This is a genomic window from Lysinibacillus fusiformis (genome assembly GCF_002845985.1).
GTDB classification, from domain to species: Bacteria; Bacillota; Bacilli; order Bacillales_A; family Planococcaceae; genus Lysinibacillus; species Lysinibacillus fusiformis_D.
Map to the genome: position 1 here is coordinate 407,068 of NZ_PDFK01000003.1, position 21,638 is coordinate 428,705.

Here is a 21,638-nt window from a genome sequence, read left to right on the forward strand (position 1 = left end):
ATGCTTTATTCAAAAAAGTGAAATGGAGTTTGCTCTCTATTTCACTTTTTTATCATTTAATTAGCTAAATAGGTCTCCACTTGCCTTCCCCGTCAGCACCAGAAAAAAGCTTTCTGAAATGGCAGCTTTTTTTCTGGTGTAACTATGGTTTTTTATAAGTTATCTATTGCTTCCTTTTCTTTCTTCCAATATTGCGAATTCGCCCCACCCCGCTTAACAAAGCAGGAATTAGAATTGGCAACATGACAAAAGTAAGTAGAACAAGCCCTAGAATAACCGTTATGGCTATTTCAATAAGCGTTATGACACCTGAAGGCATTAATGCCGCAAATGTACCTCCGAGAATGATCGCTGCTGATATCACCACACCTCCAATGTGACGTGTGGCATCGATAATAGCTTTTGTCGAATTCCCCTCCAGCTCTCTATAACGCATCATCAAGAAAATACTGTAGTCTACTCCTAGTGCAACAATCATGATGAAACTAAAGAATGGTACATTCCACGCTAGTTCACTCATATTGAGAAATTTAGCGCTTATAATACTACTCATACCTATGGCAGTATAGTACGTTATGATTAAAGAGGCTAAAATAAAAATTGGTTTTAGGAAAGAACGAGTAATAATGATCAGAATGATACCAATGCCTATTAGCATGATGGCTGCTGTTCGAGTGAAATCCCCACTCGCAATTTCTTCAAGATCCACATTTTGCGATGTTCTTCCACCGATTGCTACCTTCGCATCACGAAACTCACTACTTTTAATGATCGCTTGTATCTCTTGCTCAATTTGGTCAACAATTATCATGGCTTCCTTTGAATAAGGATTCACAGCTAAAATGATACCCATCTGAGTTATTTTCCGATTATCGGACATATACATGTTCAATGATTTTTGGAACTCATCACTCACTAAAACATCCTTTGGAATATATAACTTTTCAGAAGCCTCTGATTCACTAAGACCTGTTAAATAGTCTTGAACATCTGTTAAACCTGTGCTGACGTCTTGTAAACCTTTTGTGCTTGCTGATAATCCTGATTGTAAGGTTGCCATTTTATCAGCTAAATCCGTTAGTCCTGTTTGCAGTTGCTTTTGTCCCTCGTTAATCGTCATTAATCCTGATTCAAGGGAGGGTACTTGGCTTGCGATTTGGTTAGACCCCTTTGTTGCAGATTGCAAACCATGTGTTAAGCTAGAAGATGCTTCATATAGTTGATTCACACCTGCTTGTAATTGGGAGAAGCTACTGTTCACTTTGGCAAGTGAAGCATTTACTTCCCTAAATGATGTCATGGCCCCTTCGAATTGAGCTGTCACTGTGTGTAATTTCTCTGATAATTGCTCTAATTGCTGCCTTTCAGTTGATGCAATGCTAAGCGTCGTTTGCACATTCATATCATTAGCTAGCTCTGGTTTTGACTGTACGAGTGCATGCATTGCACTTTCAATTTGTCTATATCCTTTTTCTGCACTTTCAATCCCTTGCCCAATGCTGGTAAGATTCGTACTAAATGAGGACAAACCTTTTTCAAGTTCCGTATAACCATTTAATAATTGTGACATCGAAATGGATAAAGTGTTCGTATTTTCTTTTACAGAAGCTAAACCATTTTCTAGTTCTTGGACGCCATTTGCTCCTGCACTTACGCCGTTTGTTAATTGATCAATAGCAGTCCCTAAACTAGAAACACCTTTTGTCATTTCATCTGTTCCTTGAATTAATGCCTGAACATTTTGAGCAGCATTTGTATCTGTTTGTTGGAATTGTTGCTCAGCTGAAGACAAACCATTACTAATCTTACCTACACCTTCATTCGCATCACCTAAGCCACTCTTTATTTGTTTAGATTGCTCCGTGATGTATAGGTCATCCATTTTTTCTCCAACTGGTCGTGTAGCTGTTAATACTTTAGATACACCGTCAATCTGCGAAATCTTTTCAGCTATTTCATCTAATGCTTGTAATGATCTTGCATTATCCAGTGCTTCATTTGACTGTAAGGCAAGTGTAGTAGGTGATGAAAAACCTGCTGGGAAATGCGCTTCAATCACATTAATCCCTTGCTTTGAAGCATAACGATCATCGATTTCCAACAAGTCATTATAGCTTAGAGAATGGCTAGAATTCATGATAAATGGAACACACAAAATCGCTGTAAAGACTAATGCAACGAAAGGTCTTAAAACAGATAGCCTCGCTAAAAATCCCCAGATTTTACTGTCATTATGACCAGTAAAAGTTTTCGCTGGCCAGAACATCTTTTTCCCCAGTAAAGCCATAAAAAAGGGATTTAAGGTCAATAAGACCAATACGAGTACAGCTACGCCAATTGCTACAGCTGAACTTGCTCGGTATAACCCGAATTCCGCCAAATAAAGAGCCATAAATCCAATAAACACCGCAAGCGCACTATACAGAATCGTTTTTCCAGCTGTTTTATACGTGCTGCGCACTGCTTTCCAACGATCTTCCTGCTTCACCAGTTCTTCCTTAAATCGAGTGAAGAGTAAGATATTATAATCTGTGCCGATACCGAATAAAATCACAACTAAAAATACTTGAGTAAAATTCGAAAATGGGTAATTAAACTGATCTACTAAGTGTGCAATGATTCCTAGTGACACTACGTAAGCTACTCCAACCAATAAAAGAGAGACGAATGGCACTATTGGTGATCGGAAAACAAGAATGAGCACAGCGATAATAAAGAAAATCGCTATTATTTCTGCTTTCTTAATCCCCTCTTGGGTGGATTGAACGAAATCTTCCATTACCAGACTGTTTCCTGTTAGATAGGTATCTACATTTTTACTATCTATAATTTTAGTAAGCTCCTTCGTTATCTCAGAAATTTCTCTATTATTCTGCTCAATAGAAAGCTGGGCTAGGATGGTAGTTCCATCTTCAGAAATGAGCTGTTTTTTCGTTTGCTCATTATCTAAATGAGTCATAATCTCCTTCATACCGAGCTGAGTTTGTTCTTTTTTTAATTCTTTAATGATTTTTCCTACTTCTTCTTTTTGTTCCTTTGTTAATGCTTGATCATTCCCACTATTGAAGACAGCAATAATTTGATACCTTTCCCCACTGTCATTATCCATTTGATTAAGCAGATCTTCTGCAATATTGCTTTGAGCACTTTCGGGAATAGTAATTTGCCCTTTTTCTCTAACCAATTGATCTAAATTAGGCATCGTCACGACCATAAGGACTGCCATGACTATCCATAAAACGAACGATGCTACTCGCCAATTCATGATTTTTTTCATCATCATTTCTCTCACTTTCACTTTACTAAATTAACAACTATCTAGAGAGTGCTAGCCCCTAGATAAACGATTATAAAATCATACAAGTGTATACTTTTACTCGTAAATCAAGTATACTTAGCCTCAGAAAACGGGACAATGTTCAATTTTCGTCTATATGTACAACTTTGAACATTGACATATCAATGTGTTCAACTTTAGAAAAATATTTTAGGAGTGCAAAAAAAATGAGTGGGAAAGCAGAATACAAAAGCGCAATTCGCTCAAGAAAAATGATTAGGCACGCATTTGTAGAATTAGTGCTGGAGAAGGATTTAGAAAAGATCACCGTAAAAAATATTGTTGAACGAGCTGAAGTAAGTAGAGGAACATTCTATGCTCATTACTCGGATATTTTGGCGGTTATTGAGGAAATTGAAAATGAACTAATGGGCAAAATGGTAGAGTTTCTGAATGATTTTAAAGCGGTCGAAATCATTCAAAATCCGATGCCTTTATTTTTAAAAATGGTCGACTTTTTACAACAAGATATTGAATTTTACCGAAAGTTAATCTTTGTACAGGGGGCCTCTTGCTTTGTCGTGAAATTAAAAGACATTCTGATTGAGAAAATCATTAGTTTTCAAGAAACTATTCATCCCAGTCAAGAACGTCAAGAATTTGTATTACGTGTCCATTTCTTAGTAGGTGGGCTAATGTCGATGTATCAAGATTGGTTAGCAGGAAAATTCGATTGTTCATTAGAAGAACTCACAAAGTCCATCAGTCGAATGATGATACAAGGGCTACAATCTTATACGTTCAAATAAAGTACTATTTACTGCAAAAAAGAAGCTGCAATCACAGCTTCTTTCATATTTATCTCTATACATCAGCTAGCTTTTGGCCATAAGCACTTGCATAAATTGCTTAATGAATTTGAGCTTGTAAGAGGAAAATCTATTTATGCCAAAATATTCAATGTAAATTCAGCGAAAAAACAATGAAGGAATCATCAAGATCGAAATATCATTTTCTAGCATAGGCATTTTTGGAAGCATGTGCCAACACTATTATATTTTCCTTCACCATGTTCATATTAAGCGTAGTCACTCCGAAAACTAGTTAAATTGGCCATTAAATAAGAAGGAAACACCCTTCTATACATTTAATAATTTAGATCAATAGCAACCAAGATAGCTTAGATGACTACTTGATTTTCACAATTATCTTCCCCTTTGCCCTTCCAGACTCAGCATATTCCATCGCTTTTTGAGCTTCTTCAAATGTAAAAGTTCGATCAATGACGGGTTTGATTTTACCAGATTCAATATAGTCCGCAATTATACGTAATTGATCACCGCTTGGCTTCATAAATAAAAAGGAATATTGCGCATGATGCTTCTTTTCAAGTGCAGTCAGTTTATAACTTGCTGCTGAAAATAATAGGGTTTTGAAAAATCCTGAATCATTTTCTTTAGCAAAACGGGCATTTGGCATGCCAGAAACAGAAACAATTTTCCCTCCATTTTTGATGATCCCGAAAGATTTTTCAAGCGTCTCACCCCCAAGTGTATCAAAGACGGCATCATAATTTCCCAATATTTCTTCAAACTTCTCTGTCTTGTAATTGATCACTTCGTCTGCACCAAGAGATGTGACTAAGTTTGCACCAGCTTCACTAGCAGTTGTTGCTACTGTGGCACCCATTACTTTAGCCAGTTGAATAGCAAAAGTGCCTACACCACCAGACCCTGCATGAATTAAAATCTTTTGTCCTTTTTGTAAGTGCATGATGTCATGTAATGCTTGATATGAAGTTAACCCAACGAGAGGGATGGATGCAGCTTCCTCAAAGCTCAAGTTTTTAGGTTTTAGGGCTATATCATCTTCATGTATTGCGATAAATTCGGCAAAAGTACCGATTTTACTTTTACGTGGGCGTGCATATATTTCATCGCCCACTTTAAAACGAGTTACTTTTGTGCCAACCTTTACCACAACTCCCGAAAAATCATTTCCAAGGATTAGAGGCATTTTATATTGTATTAACAACTTCACTTTCCCATCGCGTATTTTAAAATCAATAGGATTAATACTAGCGGCATGAATTTCTGCAAGTATCTCATATTCACCAATTTCAGGTGTAGGTATTTCTGCTAACTGCATCGGGGCTTTGCCATATTGATTGATAACCATTGCTTTCATCGTTTATTCCTCCAAATAACTTATCGTATTCTCAATAAAATTCCTTTAATAGCGTCTCAATATCCGTAACAAGTGTTTTTAGTAAACCTAATTTTGTGCGTATATCTATATAATAAAAGTTTTTTGTCCCTTCTTTACGCATTAAAATAACACCGGCATCACGTAAAATTTTAAGGTGATGTGACACAGCAGGTCTAGACAGATGGGTTTGTTCTGTGATTTCGCCTACACGTAATCCTGTTTGACAATCCGTAGCCATTAACACAAGTAAAATAGATTGACGTGTTTCATCACCAATGGCCAATAGTACCTTTTGACAGTTGATAAAATTTTCTTTAATGGTGTGTAGTTGGTCCTGTTTAGTCATGTAAATAATCCCTCCTTTAATTAGTTGAATAGTTTAAGTTATTGAACCATCCTATGGATACAACCATAAAGTACAATGCTATTCTGTGCAATATTGAGAAAGAAAATCGAGACGAATCCAATCTTTGGAGGTGAATTCTTTCTCGACAACAAAAAAACACAGAAGTCACATGGACCTCTGTGTTATTTGCTTTCCTTAATGAGTGCCTTCATATCTCCAACAATAGTTTCAACTGGTACGTTTGTCGCGCCATCATAGTCTTTTACAACTGTGCCGTCTGCGTTCACTAAATAATAGCTCGACATATGTATGACTTGGTCTGAGTTTGGATCATTTTTGACTAATGAATTGAATGATTTACGTGCAAATTGTTCGATAAATTTTTGTTGATAGCCCGTTAATAGCTGCCATTTGCTTTCATCGACAACATTATACGTATTTAAATAGTTCGTTAATACCTCAGGCTTATCCACCTCTGGATCTACACTAAATGCGACAATTTGATAATCCTCAAGGCCTTCATCCTGTAGTGCTTGCTGGACCTCTGTCATATTAAATGTCATTGGCGGACAGATCGTCGTACAGTTTGTAAAAATAAACATTGCTAGCCAAGGCTTACCTTTTAAATCATCTAGGCTCACTTGTTCATTTTTTTGATTCATTACATTGAAATCTTGGACCTCAATGTTTACAGATGGCTCAAATTTGTAGCTTCCGCAAGCAGCTAAAATGCTGCTGAATGCTAGAACTAAAACGAGCAATATACTTTTCTTTTTCATTTGTGGTACCACTTCCCTTCATTTCATCATCTTATTTTATTCATTCTAGAAGCCAAATACAAGATAATGGACTTACCCCCAGATTGCTATTTGTATAACATGTGAACATTAACTGATTCTGGTATTTCATTACACTACATCTTCCAAATGACACATCCTTTTCAAAATTTTTTTGAAAGCTTTTTTTTATTATTTTCGTTATTTCCCAAGAGAAAGAACGGTTGTTATATAACAAACTATTTCTACCTTTTGGGTTTTAATAGAAGAATAATAAAATACAGAAAATTCTCTTTTGTGAATATATTTTCTCCTACATTCAACTTTATCAGCAACAAACTATTTCAATAATATTATTTCACTCGAAATTCTCGTTCTCTTTAATACCATTTTATTCTATTAAACACTTAATATTTCTATGTTATTTCTACGTAACTAAACTGACTAAAAATTATAAAAACTCAAAATTTAGTATTGCATTATAAGAATATCCCCCATAAAATAAGTGAATATAACGACGAAAGAAAAAGAAATATGTCGTTTAAAACAGAAATATATAACTTTAGGGGGAATAATAATGGCGAATGTTTCTAGTGAAAAACAGGCTCAATCAATTGATTATCATGCAATTGAGGCAATGGAATCGTTTAATACCTTTGTGAAAAAGAAAAATACCTTTCTTTTCTCGATTACAGCAGTGTTTCTAATTCTTTATATTTTGCTTCCGATCCTTGCCTTCCAACCTGTACTACAACAAAAATTATTCGGAAATATTACGGGTGTATGGGTATATTCTGCAGGGTTATTTATCATGACCATTGTGCTCTGTACAGTATATGTAAAAAAAGCTGCTTCATTCGATAAAGCTGCGGCTGCTGTGCTAGCCGAGTATCATGCGAAAGGTGGTAACTAAATGAATATTGTATCTGTAGGTTTCTTTTTAGCCATTGTTGGATTAACACTTGTCGTTACCTATATTGCAGCAAAACGCACTTCCTCGGCTGCTGATTTTTACACAGCCGGTGGTGGATTAAAGGGGTGGCAAAACGGCTTTGCGATTGCTGGTGACTATTTATCAGCAGCTGCCTTTCTTGGGGTGTCTGGTGCGATTGCCTTAACTGGTTTTGATGGTTTCTTCTTCTCTGTTGGCTATGTTGTAGCAAATTTAGTGCTTCTTTATGTCATTGCTGAGCCTATGCGTAATTTGGGGCGTTACACATTAGCAGATATGTTAACGGCTCGTTTTAATGAAAAACGAATTCGTGGCGTGGCTGCATCAGGTACGATTATTATTGTGATTCTTTACATGATTGCACAGCTTGTAGGTGCTGGTGCATTAATTAAACTACTATTTGGAATTGAATATTGGATTGCTGTGTTAATTGTCGGCGTTATGATGACAACATATGTATTGTTTGGCGGCATGACAGCAACTTCATGGGTACAAATTATTAAAGCAAGCTTGTTATTATTTGGGACAGGTCTATTAGCGGTATTAGTGTTAATGAAATTTGATTTCTCTCTTATGAAAATGTTTGACACAATTGCAATGGATCATGGGGAAGAATTCCTTGTGCCTGGGATTAAATACACAAGTACAATCGACTCCGTTTCGATGATGATGGCTTTAGTTTTAGGAACATCAGGTTTACCACATATTTTAATGCGTTTCTTTACCGTAAAAGATGCCAAGACAGCACGTTCTTCTATTTCTTGGACAACTTGGATTACAGCTATTTTCTTCTCACTAACGATCTTCTTAGGGTTCGGTGCGCTAAACTTTGTTGGATTAGATCAAATTCTTGCTGAAAGTAAGGCTGGTAATACGGCTGCCCCACTTCTAGCGCATTATTTAGGCGGAGATGTCTTGATGGCATTTATTGGCGCCGTAGCCTTTGCGACGATTTTAGCTGTTGTGTCAGGCTTAGTGTTAACGGGGGCTTCTGCTATTTCTCATGATATTTATGGAGAAATCATAAAAGGAGGGAAATTAACTGAAAAGCAACAGGTTGTAGCTGCACGTACAGGCTCTATTTCGATTGCGATTGTGTCTATTATTCTTGCATTGTTTGCCCAAAGCTTAAATGTTTCGTTCCTAGTATCCTTTGCCTTTTGTATCGGTGCCTCAGCCAACCTACCTGTGATCCTTTATACAATCTATTGGAAGAAATTTAATTCCACAGGAGCTGTAACAGCTATGGTAACGGGTTTAGTGTCCTGTTTAATTTTAGGCGCAATGGGACCGAATGTCTGGAGCCCCGTTGAAGGTGCAGCCATCTTTGTTGGTCAACCGCTTGTACCACTTGCTGTTCCTGCGATTATTACGATTCCATTAGGCTTTATTGCTGGGTACCTTGGTACAGTTTTGACAGCTAGCAAAGTACCACAGGAAGAAGCTGAACGTATTTATCAAGAAATTCGTGTGAAAGCGAATACAGGCGTATCTGTTTCTGATATTTCTCATTAATATTTATTCACCTCTTGCATAATGAATTCCAATTCAAAAAATGCAAAAAAATAGGCAAAAAATTCGATTTTTCATCGAGTTTTTCGCCTTTTTTGTTATTCAATATCTACTAATTTATTTATTGAACAATACTATTTCTCTTCCAAAAAACAGAAAAAATCCAATTCCCACTAGGTAAATGGTGTTTAATTTTAATTGAAAAAACAAGATTTTCTTGTAAATTTACCCTTATATTTTTGTCAAGAATCTAGATTTCCCTTTGCTTTATTTATTTATCTGAATTTTCTAAAACCCCCTATATTCTTGAGTTTGTGCCATTTTTTCTCTCTCAGTACTATTTTCAGAAAAATTTTTTTTGCATAATTTTTCTGAAATGTATTGCAATTTTGTGAACTGTTTCATAAAATGAAAATGTGAATTCACTAAACTAGCAAAATCAAGTCTTGAGGTAGAAAAAATATACACAAAATGGGGAATGTTAATGGCGAACAATCAGGCAAAAAAAGGTATCGTGATTGACTATGATGCAATTGCAAACCAAGAATCATTTAAATCTCTTGTACGCAGAAAAAATTCTTTTCTTTGGTCTATAACTGTCATATTTTTATTGGCATACATGTTGTTACCAATTCTGACATCGTACACGACAATTCTACATCAAAAGGCATTTGGGGAAATTACTTGGGTGTGGATCTATGCAGCGGGGCTATTCATCATGACATGGGGGTTATGTCATTTATATGTAGCTAAGGCAAACAACTTTGATAGAGAAGCAAAAGCGATTATCGCTGAATACGAAAACGGAGGTGGCCGCCGATGAGTAACGGAATGAGTTTTACAGCCATATTCTTCTTCGTAGCCATAGTTGGTTTAACATTAGTTATTACATGGTGGGCATCTAAACGTACATCTTCCGCAAGTGATTTCTACACGGCAGGTGGTGGCTTAACAGGCTGGCAAAATGGACTAGCTATCGCTGGAGACTATTTATCAGCAGCCTCTTTCCTAGGTATCGCTGGTGCAGTCGCATTATTTGGATTTGATGGATTCTTCTTCTCTATTGGTTATTTAGTAGCTTACTTAGTGGTGTTATACATCGTTGCTGAGCCATTACGTAACCTTGGGAAATTTACATTAGCTGACATGATTACAGCTCGCTTCAATAATGCAAAAGTTCGTGGAACAGCTGCTTTAAGCACGATTACAATTGTTTTATTCTACATGATTGCACAACTAGTTGGTGCAGGAGCACTTATTCAATTACTTTTAGGAATCGACTACTGGATTGCCGTGTTAATCGTAGGTTTCATGATGACAACATACGTATTATTCGGTGGTATGACAGCGACATCTTGGGTGCAAATCATCAAAGCTTGTCTGTTAATGCTTGGTACAGTGATTATTTCGTTCTTAGTATTAAAAGAGTTCGGCTTCAGTATCTCGACAATGTTTACAGAAATGACAACAGCTACTGATAGTGGTGCTGCTTATTTAAATCCAGGTCTAAAATACACAAATGGACTTGATACAATCTCTATGTTAATTGCCTTAGTATTGGGTACTGCGGGTCTTCCACATATTTTAATGCGTTTCTTTACAGTAAAAGACGCAAAAACAGCTCGTTCATCGGTTATTTGGGCTACTTGGATCGTAGGTATTTTCTACGTTCTAACAATTTTCTTAGGTTTCGGTGCAGCAGCATTCGTTGGGAAAGAAGATATTATCGCTGCAAACGCTGCTGGTAACATGGCTGCCCCACTGCTTGCAGAAGCACTTGGTGGAGACATCCTATTCTCATTCGTTTGTGCGGTAGCCTTCGCAACAATCCTAGCGGTAGTAGCAGGCCTTGTACTTTCAGGTGCATCTGCCCTATCTCATGATATTTATGGACAAATTATCAAAAAGGGTAAAATTACAGAAAAAGAGCAAGTTCTTGCAGCTCGCATTGGTTCCATTACAATCGCTGTTATTTCTATCCTATTAGCACTTGGCGCACAAACATTAAACGTTGCATTCTTAGTATCTCTAGCATTCTGTATTGCGGGATCTGCTAACCTTCCAGTTATTATCTATACAATTTATTGGAAACGCTTTAATACAGCTGGTGCTGTAACGGCGATGTTAACAGGTTTAATTTCTGCATTAGTGTTAGTTGCTATTTCACCAAACGTATGGAATCCAGTTGAAGGTAAGGCGATTTTCGTTGGTGAACCATTAATCATGTTAACGAACCCAGCCTTAATCTCTGTACCACTTGGTTTCCTTGGTGGTTTCATCGGTACATTCCTTTCTAAAGAAACGGATGACGCGAAGTATCGTGAAGTTGACGTTAAAGCAAACACAGGTATTTCTGTACAGGACGTATCTCACTAATCACTCAACACCCTCGTAAGCATCTCGCTTACGAGGTTTTACTTTTTCTTCCCTATTCGCTACTATAGAATGAGAAAAAGATTGGAGGTTATGCTCATGTCACAATCAAGGGCTAAAAAGAAACGGATGCATGTTAAACGAACTGTCGGCAAGGATGTTGAAAAAAACCGTCAATCTATATCCTTCAGTACACACGAGCGCATAACAAAAACAAAGAATGAGAAACTCGATCATGATTTCACAAAACATAAAAAGCAGTATAAGGACGACTAACGTTCCCTATACTGCTTTTTCTTTTAAAGCCGATAGAAGGCATTGGTGTTTTGCGTGATAATTTGAGCCACTTCCTGTGTCGACAACCCCTTGATGGACGCTATGACCTCAATGGTCGAATGCATCATCCACGGAGATGTACGCTTATTTGTAAACGGTCCTTCAAAAGGCCAAGGACCATCCGTTTCCACCATCATTAGTTCAATGGGATAAGCTTGTATCAACTGTTGAATTTCTTGTTCATACAAACAATCAGGGGTGATCGAAATAAAATAGCCATGCTGAATCATGCGTTTCACCACAGCCTCATCCCCTTTAAACCAATGAAAATGTGCTTGGCGAAGCTGATGTTTGTCAAGTAAATCACAAACGATGCTAGCATCCTCATAGACAGCGTGTAACACTATTGGCTTATCCAATTCCTTTGCCAATGCAACAAAACGCTCTAATAGAGCCATATAGGGACGTTCATCAATCGCTTGCTCTTGTTTTAAATAATAAGGTAGACCCACCTCACCAATAGCAACCATATCATCCTGATGCGAACGAATCCAATCAAATAAAGCTGTCTCATCATTTGGACTTAGTAAAGGCTGTTCTGGATGAAAGCCAAAAGCGGCTTTCACTGGCTGATAGTTATTCGATAAATGCAATGTTCTTTTACAGGACGACAACTGCATGCTAACCGCAATCACCGTCTCTACCTCTTCAAGTAAGGCTGGAATTTCCTCATCTCGATACTGATCCAAATGAATATGAGCATCAATCAACAAACATATCACCCTTTTCTTCTTGTAAGTACATAAATAATTGTTGCTTTAACTCGGTGAACGCTGCTGAATGACGAATTTCCTCTTTTCGGGGTCTTTCAAAAGGCACAATGATTTCCTTTTTAACCGTCGCAGGACGTTTGCTTAAAACAAGGATCCGATCCGCTAAAAAGAGTGCTTCCTCAATACTATGCGTGACAAATAGTATTGATTTACGATAGGCTTCCCAGATGGATAATAGCCACGCTTGCATTTCCAGTCTGGTGAATTCATCCAGCGCAGAAAATGGTTCATCTAAGCATAAAATAGGCTTATCACTGACCATCGCACGTATAAAAGATACACGCTGTTGCATGCCGCCTGACAATTCGTTTGGATAAGCATGGATAAATGAACCAAGCCCCACCTTTTCAAGCCACTCTATAGCACGTTCAGTATTTGGTTGATGCTGTAATTCCTCTACGAGTGTGACATTCTCTAAAATCGTGCGCCAAGGTAGTAGACAAGGCTGCTGAGGCATATAACCAATCGTTCCTCTTTTTCGCTGAATGTCCTCTTCATTTAATAAAATGGACCCTTGATCAATCGTAGAAACGCCACCAATTAATTGAAAAAGGGTACTCTTACCACTGCCAGAGGGACCAACAATGGCCACAAACTCTCCATCTTTAACGTCAAAGGATACATCTTCAAGAACTTGCAGGGTATCAAAGGATTTAGCGATGTTTTGAATGCTGAGCATGATAGCCTCTCCCCTTCACCATGAATTTTTCAAGTAAGCGAATACTGCTAAACAACAGTAAGCTTAATAAAACAATCGCAAAAATGGCTACGAATACACGATCAGTGCGGAACGAGGACTGTGCTAAGGTCATATAAACGCCTATTCCTTTTTTTGCACCAAGCCACTCCGCAATAACAGCGCCCATCACACTATACGTCGCAGCAATTTTTACACCTGAAAAAATCGTTGGGTATGCATGAGGCCATTCAAGCTTCCAAAAAGTTTGCGCCTTTGTAGCACCAACCATGGCAAAATAATGCTTTAACTCAGGTGCTGTTTGCCGAAATCCGTCCATTGCCGCAATAACAATGGGGAAAAAGCACACGAGGCAAATAATGATGAGCTTTGGTAATAAACCAAAGCCAAACCAAATAATGAGCAATGGCGCTAAGACAAGAATAGGGATATTTTGCGACATAATTAAAATCGGATAAAACAACTCCCGAATAAATGTAAATCGATGCAAGACAATCGCCACCATTAATCCACAGGCAATACCAATGGCAAGTCCTAATAAGGCTAATTGCATCGTAGCCCAAGCATGTGGTAAAAAGGTTTGATAGGCTTTAAAAGCTTCCAACAAAATACGACTTGGTGCAGGTAATAACCAATGAGGAACTTCAGCCACATGCACAATGAGCTCCCACACGAATAAGAGGAAGGCGATAAAAATAATCGTCCTTCCCTTTTGCAAAGCTTGTTTCATTACTGGTATTTCTCCGTTAATGTATCCATTGTTATACCAGTTGGCTGATATAATATTTTCACTTGTGTAATGACATTGATAGCACCAAGCTCAATCATCTTGTCATTCATTTTTTCAATGATTTGCAGCAACATTGACAGCTCACCTTCCATCGTCGTTTCCAACGGATGTACCTCATATTTCACACCAGCAGCATCTATCACAGCAATCGCCGCATCGACATACGGTATAACATCCTCAAATTTCTCTGTTTTTGGAATGATTTGAACACTGATTAATGAATTCGCCATCTTATTTGGCCTCCTTTTTAGGTAAGAAATCATTTGTAAAGGCTTGTTTCGCATTAAATTCGCCCTCTAACACGTTGTTGCTAGACATCCATTTTGCATAGTTTTCCCATACAGAAAGCTTTTGCTCTCCCCATTGCTTGGCATCATCCTGATATTTATCGGCTAGCCATTCCTGACTTTTATGCACTAACGCTTGATCTAAATCGGGAGCCGCTTCTATTAAAATATCAGCCGCCTCACTTGGATGTGCTATGGCGTATTCATAGCCCTTCGATGCAGCCGCCACAAACGCTTGAACTAGGTCAGGATTGTCCTGGATCATTTTTTCATTTGTAGCTAGAACAGGTGTATAATAGTCCAGCTGATCACTATAATCTGTTAAGTACAGCATATTAATCTTTTCACCCCGTAGCTCAGCTTCAATACCTGTCCACGCGTAATAAATCCAAGCAAAATCAATATCCTTTTGCATCATCGTGAAAAAATCTAAATCTCCTGCATTGACGATATCTAGTTTATGAATGTCTGCCTTTTCTGTTTGCATCAATGATTGTAGGACAGCTTGCTCTAGTGGAGCCCCCCAACCGCCATAGGTTTTACCTTCGAAATCCTTTGGTGATGTAATACCTTTTGATGCAATAGAAGCAAAGCCAGATGTATTATGTTGAATAATAGCAGCAATGGAGACAAGAGGCACATCTTGCACACGAGCCTGTGTAATCCCTTCCTGATAGCTCACACCAAACTCTGCCTTGCCAGAAGCAACAAGCTGATCGGCTCCTGCCTCCCCAGGCATAATAATGTCAACATCTAAGCCCTGCTCCTCAAAATAACCGAGTTTTTTTGCGACATACAGTCCTGTATGATTTGTATTTGGTGTCCAATCTAAGACCACTGATACTTTTTTCAGCTGATCAGTAGCCTGCTTGTCCTCCTTGTCACTACAGCCCACTAACGTTAAAAGTGCAGCCACTAGAATAAATAACCATTTTTTCATGCGAAGTCCTCCTAGTTGATAATGTGAAAGTGTTCATGATTGAATGTTGTCACCAGAAAGAAAGCGTATGCGTTTGGCAAGATATTGCTTGAAAACATAAAAAAACGCCTAGGATTCCTCCCAGACGTATTGCAATCAATCTTCAAAACTTTGCTTTTTTGAATAGATGTTCCCTACGCTGGTACGAGCCAAATCAGGTTCAAAGGGTCAGCGTCTATCGGACACAATCTCAGCTAGCAACTACTAGCCCCCCTACATTCTTGTGCTATGAACTTTTCGTTGATTATTATACCCATAGTTACGCTAAAATGACAAGATGCTATTTTTGACTAACGACTGCTCTCGTAAAAAAACCCAGCACTCCTAAGAGACTGGGCTTATCATTAGCTTAGTTTCTGTTCTTTTTTAGCCGTTAAAACATGGGAAATAGCCCCATCTGTTGCAATATCCACTTTAAACGAACCGTTGGAATGGCGATCAGCACGCGTCAATGTTTGGACATCAATGAGCTCTTGTACACCTTTTTCCGTTTCAATCACTATTTGCTCCTCATTCGTTGCTTGAATAACTGCCACAATACGGTGAGGATTTGCTTTTAATTCTGTTAATACTTTTAGACCACGTTTTGCACGACTTGCCACTTCAACTTCTGCAACATTCATTTTCTTCACGGCTCCACGCTGTGTGACGATTACCACATATTGTGTAGCATCAGGCTGTAGCACATTGACACCGACTAAGGCTTCTCCATCCTTTAGCGTGATGCCTTTGACACCGCCTGTTTTCACCCCTGTAACTGGTAATTCTTCCAGTGGGAAACGAATCGCATAGGCTGTATCCGTTGTTAACATCAGTTCCACATCATCTGTCACAAACGATGCAAAGATCATCGCATCGCCCGCTTTAACATTCATTGTTTTTATTGGCTTCGAATAACGCGTCACCGCATAATCTGCCAGTGGGGAGCGTTTAATTTGACCATCTTTTGTAGCTGTTAAAATATACGTATTTGGCTGCTCGAATGTTTCAAAGCCATACACTGCAATAATAGACTCATCTTCCCCTGTTGGCACAATACTTGAAATATGCTGTCCAAGATCCTTCCAGCGAATATCAGGTAGCTCATGAACAGGCTGGTAAATATAATTGCCTCGATTTGTGAACAGTAACAGATGATGCTGTGTATTTAAGGTTGCTTCATACAATAAGTAATCCGAATCCTTCATCGCAAAATCCTGACCATTGGAAGCGGCATGTGAACGTGTGGATGTACGTTTAATATAGCCATCCTTTGTCACCGTCACCACAACCTCTTCACTTGGCACAAGGACATCTAGCGTAATTTTAATTTCTTCTATTTCCTGCTCAATTTTCGAGCGACGTGGCTCTGTGAAGCGTTTCTTAATCTCTAGTAACTCTTGTTTAATGACACGTACAAGCTTGGCTTCACTTTGTAAAATTCCTTCTAGCTTCGCAATCAACTTATTTAACTCGTCTTGCTCTTGACGAAGCTCTGTAATGTCTGTATTCGTTAAACGATATAATTGTAAGCTAACGATCGCCTCGGCTTGTACCTCTGTAAAATCAAACTTCGCTTGTAAATTAAGCTTCGCATCCTTCTTATCGTTAGAAGAACGGATTGTCGCAATCACTTCATCTAAAATGGAGAGTGCTTTAATTAACCCTTCTACAATATGAGAACGATCCTTTGCCTTTTGTAAATCATAAATCGAACGGTTCGTCACCACTTCTTTTTGATGCGCAATATAGGCATCTAGCAATAATGGCAATGTCATCATCGTTGGACGACGATTATGAATAGCAATCATATTAAAATTATAAGCTACCTGTAAATCTGTTGTTTTAAATAGATATTGTAAGATTCCTTTTCCCGGAACATCCTTTTTCAGCTCAATTACAACACGTAAGCCTGTACGGTCTGATTCATCTCGGATTTCCGCAATACCCTCTAAACGTTTATCTACACGTTGCTCATCAATTTTTTTCACAAGATTCGCTTTATTCACATCATATGGTAATTCCGTGATGACAATTTGCTCTTTGCCACCCTTGATCGGTTCTACTACGGCTTGCGCACGGACAATGATTTTACCTCGACCTGTTTCATAAGCCTTTTTGATGCCATCTACCCCTTGGATAATCCCACCTGTCGGGAAATCCGGCCCTTTAATCACAGTCATCAACTCATCTACTGTCACGTTCGGCTTGTCTAAGCGCATTAACACAGCATCTAGCACTTCATCTAGCGCATGCGGGGGAATATCTGTTGCATAGCCAGCCGAAATCCCTGTAGAGCCATTGACTAGTAAGTTTGGAAAACGTGCAGGTAAAACAGTCGGCTCCATATCTTGATCATCAAAGTTTGGTACAAACTCGACCGTTTTCTTGCCAATATCTCGTAGCATTTCACCAGCAATAGCAGACAGTCTCGCCTCTGTATAACGCATCGCAGCTGGAGGATCACCATCAACCGAACCATTGTTACCATGCATCTCAATAAGCATATGACGTGCCTTCCAGTCCTGACTCATACGTACCATTGCTTCATAAACAGAGCTATCACCGTGCGGATGGTAATTACCGATTACGTTCCCGACAGTTTTTGCGGATTTTCGAAACGGTTTATCCTGTGTATTGCCTTCTGTAAACATTGCATATAAAATACGACGCTGTACTGGTTTAAGACCGTCACGTGCATCAGGCAACGCGCGGTCTTGAATAATATATTTACTATAGCGACCAAAACGATCACCCATCACTTCTTCTAGCGGTAAATCTTGAAACTTTTCTGTACTACTCATGCTTGGTCCTCCTCTTGTTGGATGAATTCATTTTCTAAAATATTTGAATCATCCTCCATACCGAAGTCAACATTGGCTTCGATCCATTTACGACGCGGTTCTACTTTATCACCCATTAACGTCGTGACACGTCTCTCTGCACGTGCACCATCCTCGATTGTGACACGAATTAATGTCCGTGTCTCAGGGTTCATTGTCGTATCCCATAGCTGGTCAGCATTCATCTCACCAAGACCTTTATAGCGCTGCAATATGTAACCCTTTCCAACTTTCTGGATGGCCTTTTGTAAATCGTTTTCTGTCCAAGCATATTCAATCACTTCTTTTTTACCAGTACCTTTTGATACCTTATAAAGTGGTGGTAAAGCGATATAGACTTTGCCTCCTTCAATGAGTGGACGCATATAACGATAGAAGAACGTTAAGAGCAAGACTTGAATATGTGCCCCGTCCGTATCCGCATCGGTCATAATCACTACTTTATCGTAGGCTGAATCCTCCACAGCAAAATCCGTGCCAACACCTGCTCCAATCGCATGGATAATCGTTGATATTTCTTCGTTTTTCATAATGTCCTGTAGCTTGGCTTTTTCTGTGTTGATGACCTTACCGCGCAAAGGCAAAATCGCTTGGAATGTACGATCACGACCTTGTTTGGCAGAACCACCTGCAGAATCACCCTCAACTAAATACAACTCATTCTTGGCCGCATTGCGAGACTGAGCTGGTGTTAATTTGCCTGATAGAATCGTACTACCTTTTTTGCTTTTCTTGCCATTCCGAGCGTCCTCACGCGCTTTACGAGCCGCTTCTCTTACTTGCTGCGCACGGATTGCTTTACGTACAAGAGAAGCCGATAACTCTGCATTTTCCTCTAGCACATACAAAATTTGCTCAGACACTACGCTATCTACGGCAGAGCGAGCCTCACTTGTACCAAGCTTGCCCTTGGTTTGTCCTTCAAATTGTAATAAATGCTCTGGAATACGAACAGACACGATTGCTGCTAAACCCTCACGAATATCTGTCCCTTCAAGGTTTTTATCCTTGTCCTTTAGCAAGCCGATTTTTCTTGCATATTCATTAAATACACGCGTCAATGCCGCTTTTGCACCCGTTTCATGTGTGCCGCCATCACGAGTACGTACATTATTAACGAACGACAAAATCGTTTCTGAATAACCATCGTTATATTGGAAAGCGAATTCTACTTCAATATCATCTTGTATGCCTTCTACATATTTCACAGGATGAAGAACATCCTTTTCTTCATTCAAATACGCAACGAAAGCTTCAATGCCATTCTCATAAAAGAATACATCTTGTTTGCCTTCCTCGCGCTCATCGATTAATTCAATTTTTAAGCCCTTTAATAAAAAGGCTGATTCACGTAAACGTTCTGCTAACGTATCATAATTGAATTTTGTGACAGAAAAAATCGTTTCGTCTGGTAGGAAATGAACAAGTGTACCTGTTTGCTTCGTTTGCCCAATTTCTTCAAGTGTTGTGACAGGATGTCCACCATGCTCAAAGCGCTGACGATACTTTTTACCATCACGATGGATCGTCACCTCTAAAAATGTTGATAGTGCATTAACTACAGAGGAACCTACACCATGCAAGCCACCACTTGTTTTATAACCACCTTGTCCAAATTTACCACCTGCGTGTAGCACCGTAAAAATAATTTCAGGGGTAGGTTTACCCATTTTATGCATACCTGTTGGCATCCCACGGCCAAAGTCGCGCACACTCATACTTTGATCCTTATGAATTGTGACAATAATATGAGATCCAAAGCCGGCCAGTGCTTCATCCACCGCATTATCTACGATTTCATACACAAGGTGATGAAGTCCACGGCCATCCGTTGAACCGATATACATGCCAGGTCGTTTGCGTACCGCTTCTAATCCTTCTAATACTTGTATAGCGTCATCATTATAAACGCTAGTTGACTGTTTATTCGTCAAAAAATTCCCCTCCAAAAAACAAACACATGTTCTATTTATGTTCTCATCCTAATAATAATAGCATTTCCTGTCAATAGCTAGCGACAGGTCCATTAAATTTTTAAAATTTGCTCACAGTTTTGATCATCTTTATCAATAGTAAACATCTGCAACAGTTGCTTAAAATTGGTATTTAAGCAGGGCAGACTGCTACTAGTATCCATAAACGTTTGACGCATAGTAGCCGATTTAGTTTCAGCATACATAGAATCTAGTTCAGTGTAAACGCTACAATGTTTATTACGGTTAAACTGGATAAAGTTAGACTTCTATTCTACCAAAGGAATGAAGGATTGACAAAATTGCCTTTTTGCCTATATTTTTATAAAGGCTTTTTTTCACTTTCTAGAATCTCATGTCTGAAAGCCTACCCCTTATTAATAGGTTTTCTTTTGTATTGAATTCAAGGCTCCTAATGAAATCTCCTTCATAACATTGTAGATTAGCAAGAAAAAGTGTAAAATACTTGTTACAAACTATTAGTACCAAGTGATGGACTATGAATGAAAGGAGTCCAGCTATGATCAATGGACTTATTATTTTATGTGCTTATCTAATCGGCTCTATACCTTCTGGATTATGGATAGGTAAAATTTTTTATAATACCGATATTCGTGAACACGGGAGCGGTAATCTTGGTGCAACCAACACATTCCGAACATTAGGGAAAAAAGCAGGTATTGTTGTAACCGTAATGGATGTGCTCAAAGGAACAGCTGCGGTTTTATTAGTAGCACTTCCCGTTTTCTCTGACAGCACACTGCATCCCTTATTACTTGGTCTTGTTGCCGTAATCGGTCATATGTTTCCGATCTTCGCCAATTTCCGTGGTGGAAAAGCAGTGGCAACATCCGCAGGTGTTTTATTAGGCTATTCGTGGCCACTCTTTGTCCTATTATTTATTACCTTTATTGTGACATTAAAAATCACAAAGATCGTCAGCCTAACATCGATGATAGCCGCTTTAGTAGCACTTATCTATGCAATCGTTTATTATTTTGTTACGGGTGACTTTGCATTAGGCATCTTGGTAGCCTTTTTATTTACCTTTATTATTTATCGTCACCGTGCCAATATTACACGTATTAAAAACGGCACTGAGCCAAAGGTAAAATGGCTTTAGGAAGAGAGGAGCATTCGAAATGAACATTGCATTGACAGATGAAGCACTCCAGTGGTTCAAACACGAAATGGAAGTAGAACCAGGTGATACGATTCGTTTTTATGCACGCTATGGTGGCTCTAGTCCTTTTCATGAAGGCTTTTCACTTGGCATGACTCGTGAAGAACCTATTGCTATAGGCGTACAGACAGTGGTTGATGATGTAACCTATTACATTGATGAGAAAGATCTCTGGTTCTTTAACGATCACAACTTACATGTTGACGTTGATGCTAGTAATGATGAATTGCAATATGACTATCGTACATAAAACAGTCTATCCTTTCAGTCCATGAAAGGATAGACTGTTTTTTTATTTGGCTCCATCATGCCAATAGTTAGATTTTCACCCTCACCTCGTTTATCTCTCAAAAA

Annotated in this window: 19 protein-coding genes and 1 riboswitch; of the genes, 8 read left to right on the forward strand and 11 right to left on the reverse strand. The window is 38.6% G+C overall.

Going from position 1 to position 21,638, the window contains the following annotated elements; all coding sequences use genetic code 11:
• Positions 1–163 precede the first annotated feature (163 nt).
• Positions 164–3,277 (reverse strand): MMPL family transporter, encoded by a 3,114-nt coding sequence (locus CRI88_RS12650; protein ID WP_101966695.1) that lies wholly within the window; start codon positions 3,275–3,277, stop codon positions 164–166.
• 227 nt (positions 3,278–3,504) lie between these two features.
• Between CRI88_RS12650 and CRI88_RS12655 the strand changes: the two genes are divergently transcribed.
• Positions 3,505–4,086, forward strand: coding sequence for a TetR/AcrR family transcriptional regulator (locus tag CRI88_RS12655; RefSeq protein ID WP_180957805.1), 582 nt, complete (start codon positions 3,505–3,507; stop codon positions 4,084–4,086).
• 379 nt (positions 4,087–4,465) lie between these two features.
• Here the strand turns inward: CRI88_RS12655 and CRI88_RS12660 are convergent, their stop codons facing one another.
• The 3 genes from CRI88_RS12660 to CRI88_RS12670 all read right to left on the reverse strand — a co-directional run bounded on the left by CRI88_RS12660 (position 4,466) and on the right by CRI88_RS12670 (position 6,610).
• Positions 4,466–5,464, reverse strand: a complete 999-nt coding sequence (locus CRI88_RS12660) for an NADP-dependent oxidoreductase (protein WP_036126185.1) — start codon at positions 5,462–5,464, stop codon at positions 4,466–4,468.
• A 31-nt stretch (positions 5,465–5,495) separates the two neighbouring features.
• Positions 5,496–5,840, reverse strand: a complete 345-nt coding sequence (locus CRI88_RS12665; RefSeq protein WP_036126183.1) for an ArsR/SmtB family transcription factor — start codon at positions 5,838–5,840, stop codon at positions 5,496–5,498.
• Between the two features lie 173 nt (positions 5,841–6,013).
• Entirely contained in the window at positions 6,014–6,610 is a 597-nt protein-coding gene (locus tag CRI88_RS12670; RefSeq protein ID WP_036126181.1) for an SCO family protein, read from the reverse strand.
• 574 nt (positions 6,611–7,184) lie between these two features.
• Here CRI88_RS12670 and CRI88_RS12675 point away from each other — a divergent pair.
• From CRI88_RS12675 to CRI88_RS22505, 5 genes are all read left to right on the forward strand, one after another.
• Positions 7,185–7,520 carry a DUF485 domain-containing protein gene (locus CRI88_RS12675; protein WP_058843543.1) on the forward strand — a complete coding sequence of 112 codons (336 nt, stop codon included), beginning with the start codon at positions 7,185–7,187 and terminating at the stop codon, positions 7,518–7,520.
• Positions 7,521–9,074 carry a solute symporter family protein gene (locus CRI88_RS12680; protein ID WP_101966697.1) on the forward strand — a complete coding sequence of 518 codons (1,554 nt, stop codon included), beginning with the start codon at positions 7,521–7,523 and terminating at the stop codon, positions 9,072–9,074.
• Positions 9,075–9,555: 481 nt separating this feature from the next.
• The gene (locus CRI88_RS12685; protein ID WP_036125957.1) at positions 9,556–9,894 is read left to right on the forward strand and encodes a DUF485 domain-containing protein; all 339 of its coding nucleotides are present in this window, start codon (positions 9,556–9,558) and stop codon (positions 9,892–9,894) included.
• Positions 9,895–9,902: 8 nt separating this feature from the next.
• Entirely contained in the window at positions 9,903–11,447 is a 1,545-nt protein-coding gene (locus tag CRI88_RS12690; protein ID WP_036125966.1) for a solute symporter family protein, read from the forward strand.
• 96 nt (positions 11,448–11,543) lie between these two features.
• A complete protein-coding gene (locus CRI88_RS22505; RefSeq protein ID WP_170829828.1) occupies positions 11,544–11,720 on the forward strand; it encodes a hypothetical protein in 177 nt (58 codons plus the stop codon).
• A gap of 23 nt (positions 11,721–11,743) precedes the next feature.
• Here CRI88_RS22505 and CRI88_RS12695 read toward each other — a convergent pair whose 3' ends face one another.
• The 7 genes from CRI88_RS12695 to parE form a co-directional block, all read right to left on the reverse strand.
• Complete coding sequence (locus CRI88_RS12695; protein WP_058843541.1) at positions 11,744–12,493, reverse strand: TatD family hydrolase; 750 nt, start codon at positions 12,491–12,493, stop codon at positions 11,744–11,746.
• Positions 12,483–13,232: an ABC transporter ATP-binding protein gene (locus CRI88_RS12700; protein WP_101966698.1), complete on the reverse strand. Its 750-nt coding sequence runs from the start codon at positions 13,230–13,232 to the stop codon at positions 12,483–12,485. Before CRI88_RS12700 ends, CRI88_RS12695 begins: the two co-directional genes overlap by 11 nt.
• A complete protein-coding gene (locus CRI88_RS12705; RefSeq protein WP_036125944.1) occupies positions 13,207–13,980 on the reverse strand; it encodes an ABC transporter permease in 774 nt (257 codons plus the stop codon). Before CRI88_RS12705 ends, CRI88_RS12700 begins: the two co-directional genes overlap by 26 nt.
• Positions 13,980–14,270, reverse strand: coding sequence for a thiamine-binding protein (locus tag CRI88_RS12710; protein ID WP_036125941.1), 291 nt, complete (start codon positions 14,268–14,270; stop codon positions 13,980–13,982). Before CRI88_RS12710 ends, CRI88_RS12705 begins: the two co-directional genes overlap by 1 nt.
• Before the next feature lies 1 nt (position 14,271).
• Positions 14,272–15,267, reverse strand: coding sequence for an ABC transporter substrate-binding protein (locus CRI88_RS12715; RefSeq protein ID WP_058843539.1), 996 nt, complete (start codon positions 15,265–15,267; stop codon positions 14,272–14,274).
• A 153-nt stretch (positions 15,268–15,420) separates the two neighbouring features.
• A riboswitch (TPP riboswitch) is annotated at positions 15,421–15,531 on the reverse strand.
• Positions 15,532–15,650: 119 nt separating this feature from the next.
• On the reverse strand, positions 15,651–18,089 hold the full coding sequence (gene parC / locus CRI88_RS12720) for a DNA topoisomerase IV subunit A (protein ID WP_058843538.1): 2,439 nt from the start codon (positions 18,087–18,089) through the stop codon (positions 15,651–15,653).
• The gene (gene parE, locus CRI88_RS12725) at positions 18,086–20,062 is read right to left on the reverse strand and encodes a DNA topoisomerase IV subunit B (protein ID WP_036117619.1); all 1,977 of its coding nucleotides are present in this window, start codon (positions 20,060–20,062) and stop codon (positions 18,086–18,088) included. The genes parC and parE overlap by 4 nt, the downstream gene beginning before the upstream one ends.
• Positions 20,063–20,621: 559 nt before the next feature.
• Here parE and plsY point away from each other — a divergent pair.
• Complete coding sequence (gene plsY, locus CRI88_RS12730; RefSeq protein ID WP_036117616.1) at positions 20,622–21,224, forward strand: glycerol-3-phosphate 1-O-acyltransferase PlsY; 603 nt, start codon at positions 20,622–20,624, stop codon at positions 21,222–21,224.
• 19 nt (positions 21,225–21,243) lie between these two features.
• On the forward strand, positions 21,244–21,534 hold the full coding sequence (locus CRI88_RS12735) for a HesB/YadR/YfhF family protein (RefSeq protein WP_036117611.1): 291 nt from the start codon (positions 21,244–21,246) through the stop codon (positions 21,532–21,534).
• The last annotated feature ends 104 nt before the right edge of the window (positions 21,535–21,638 follow it).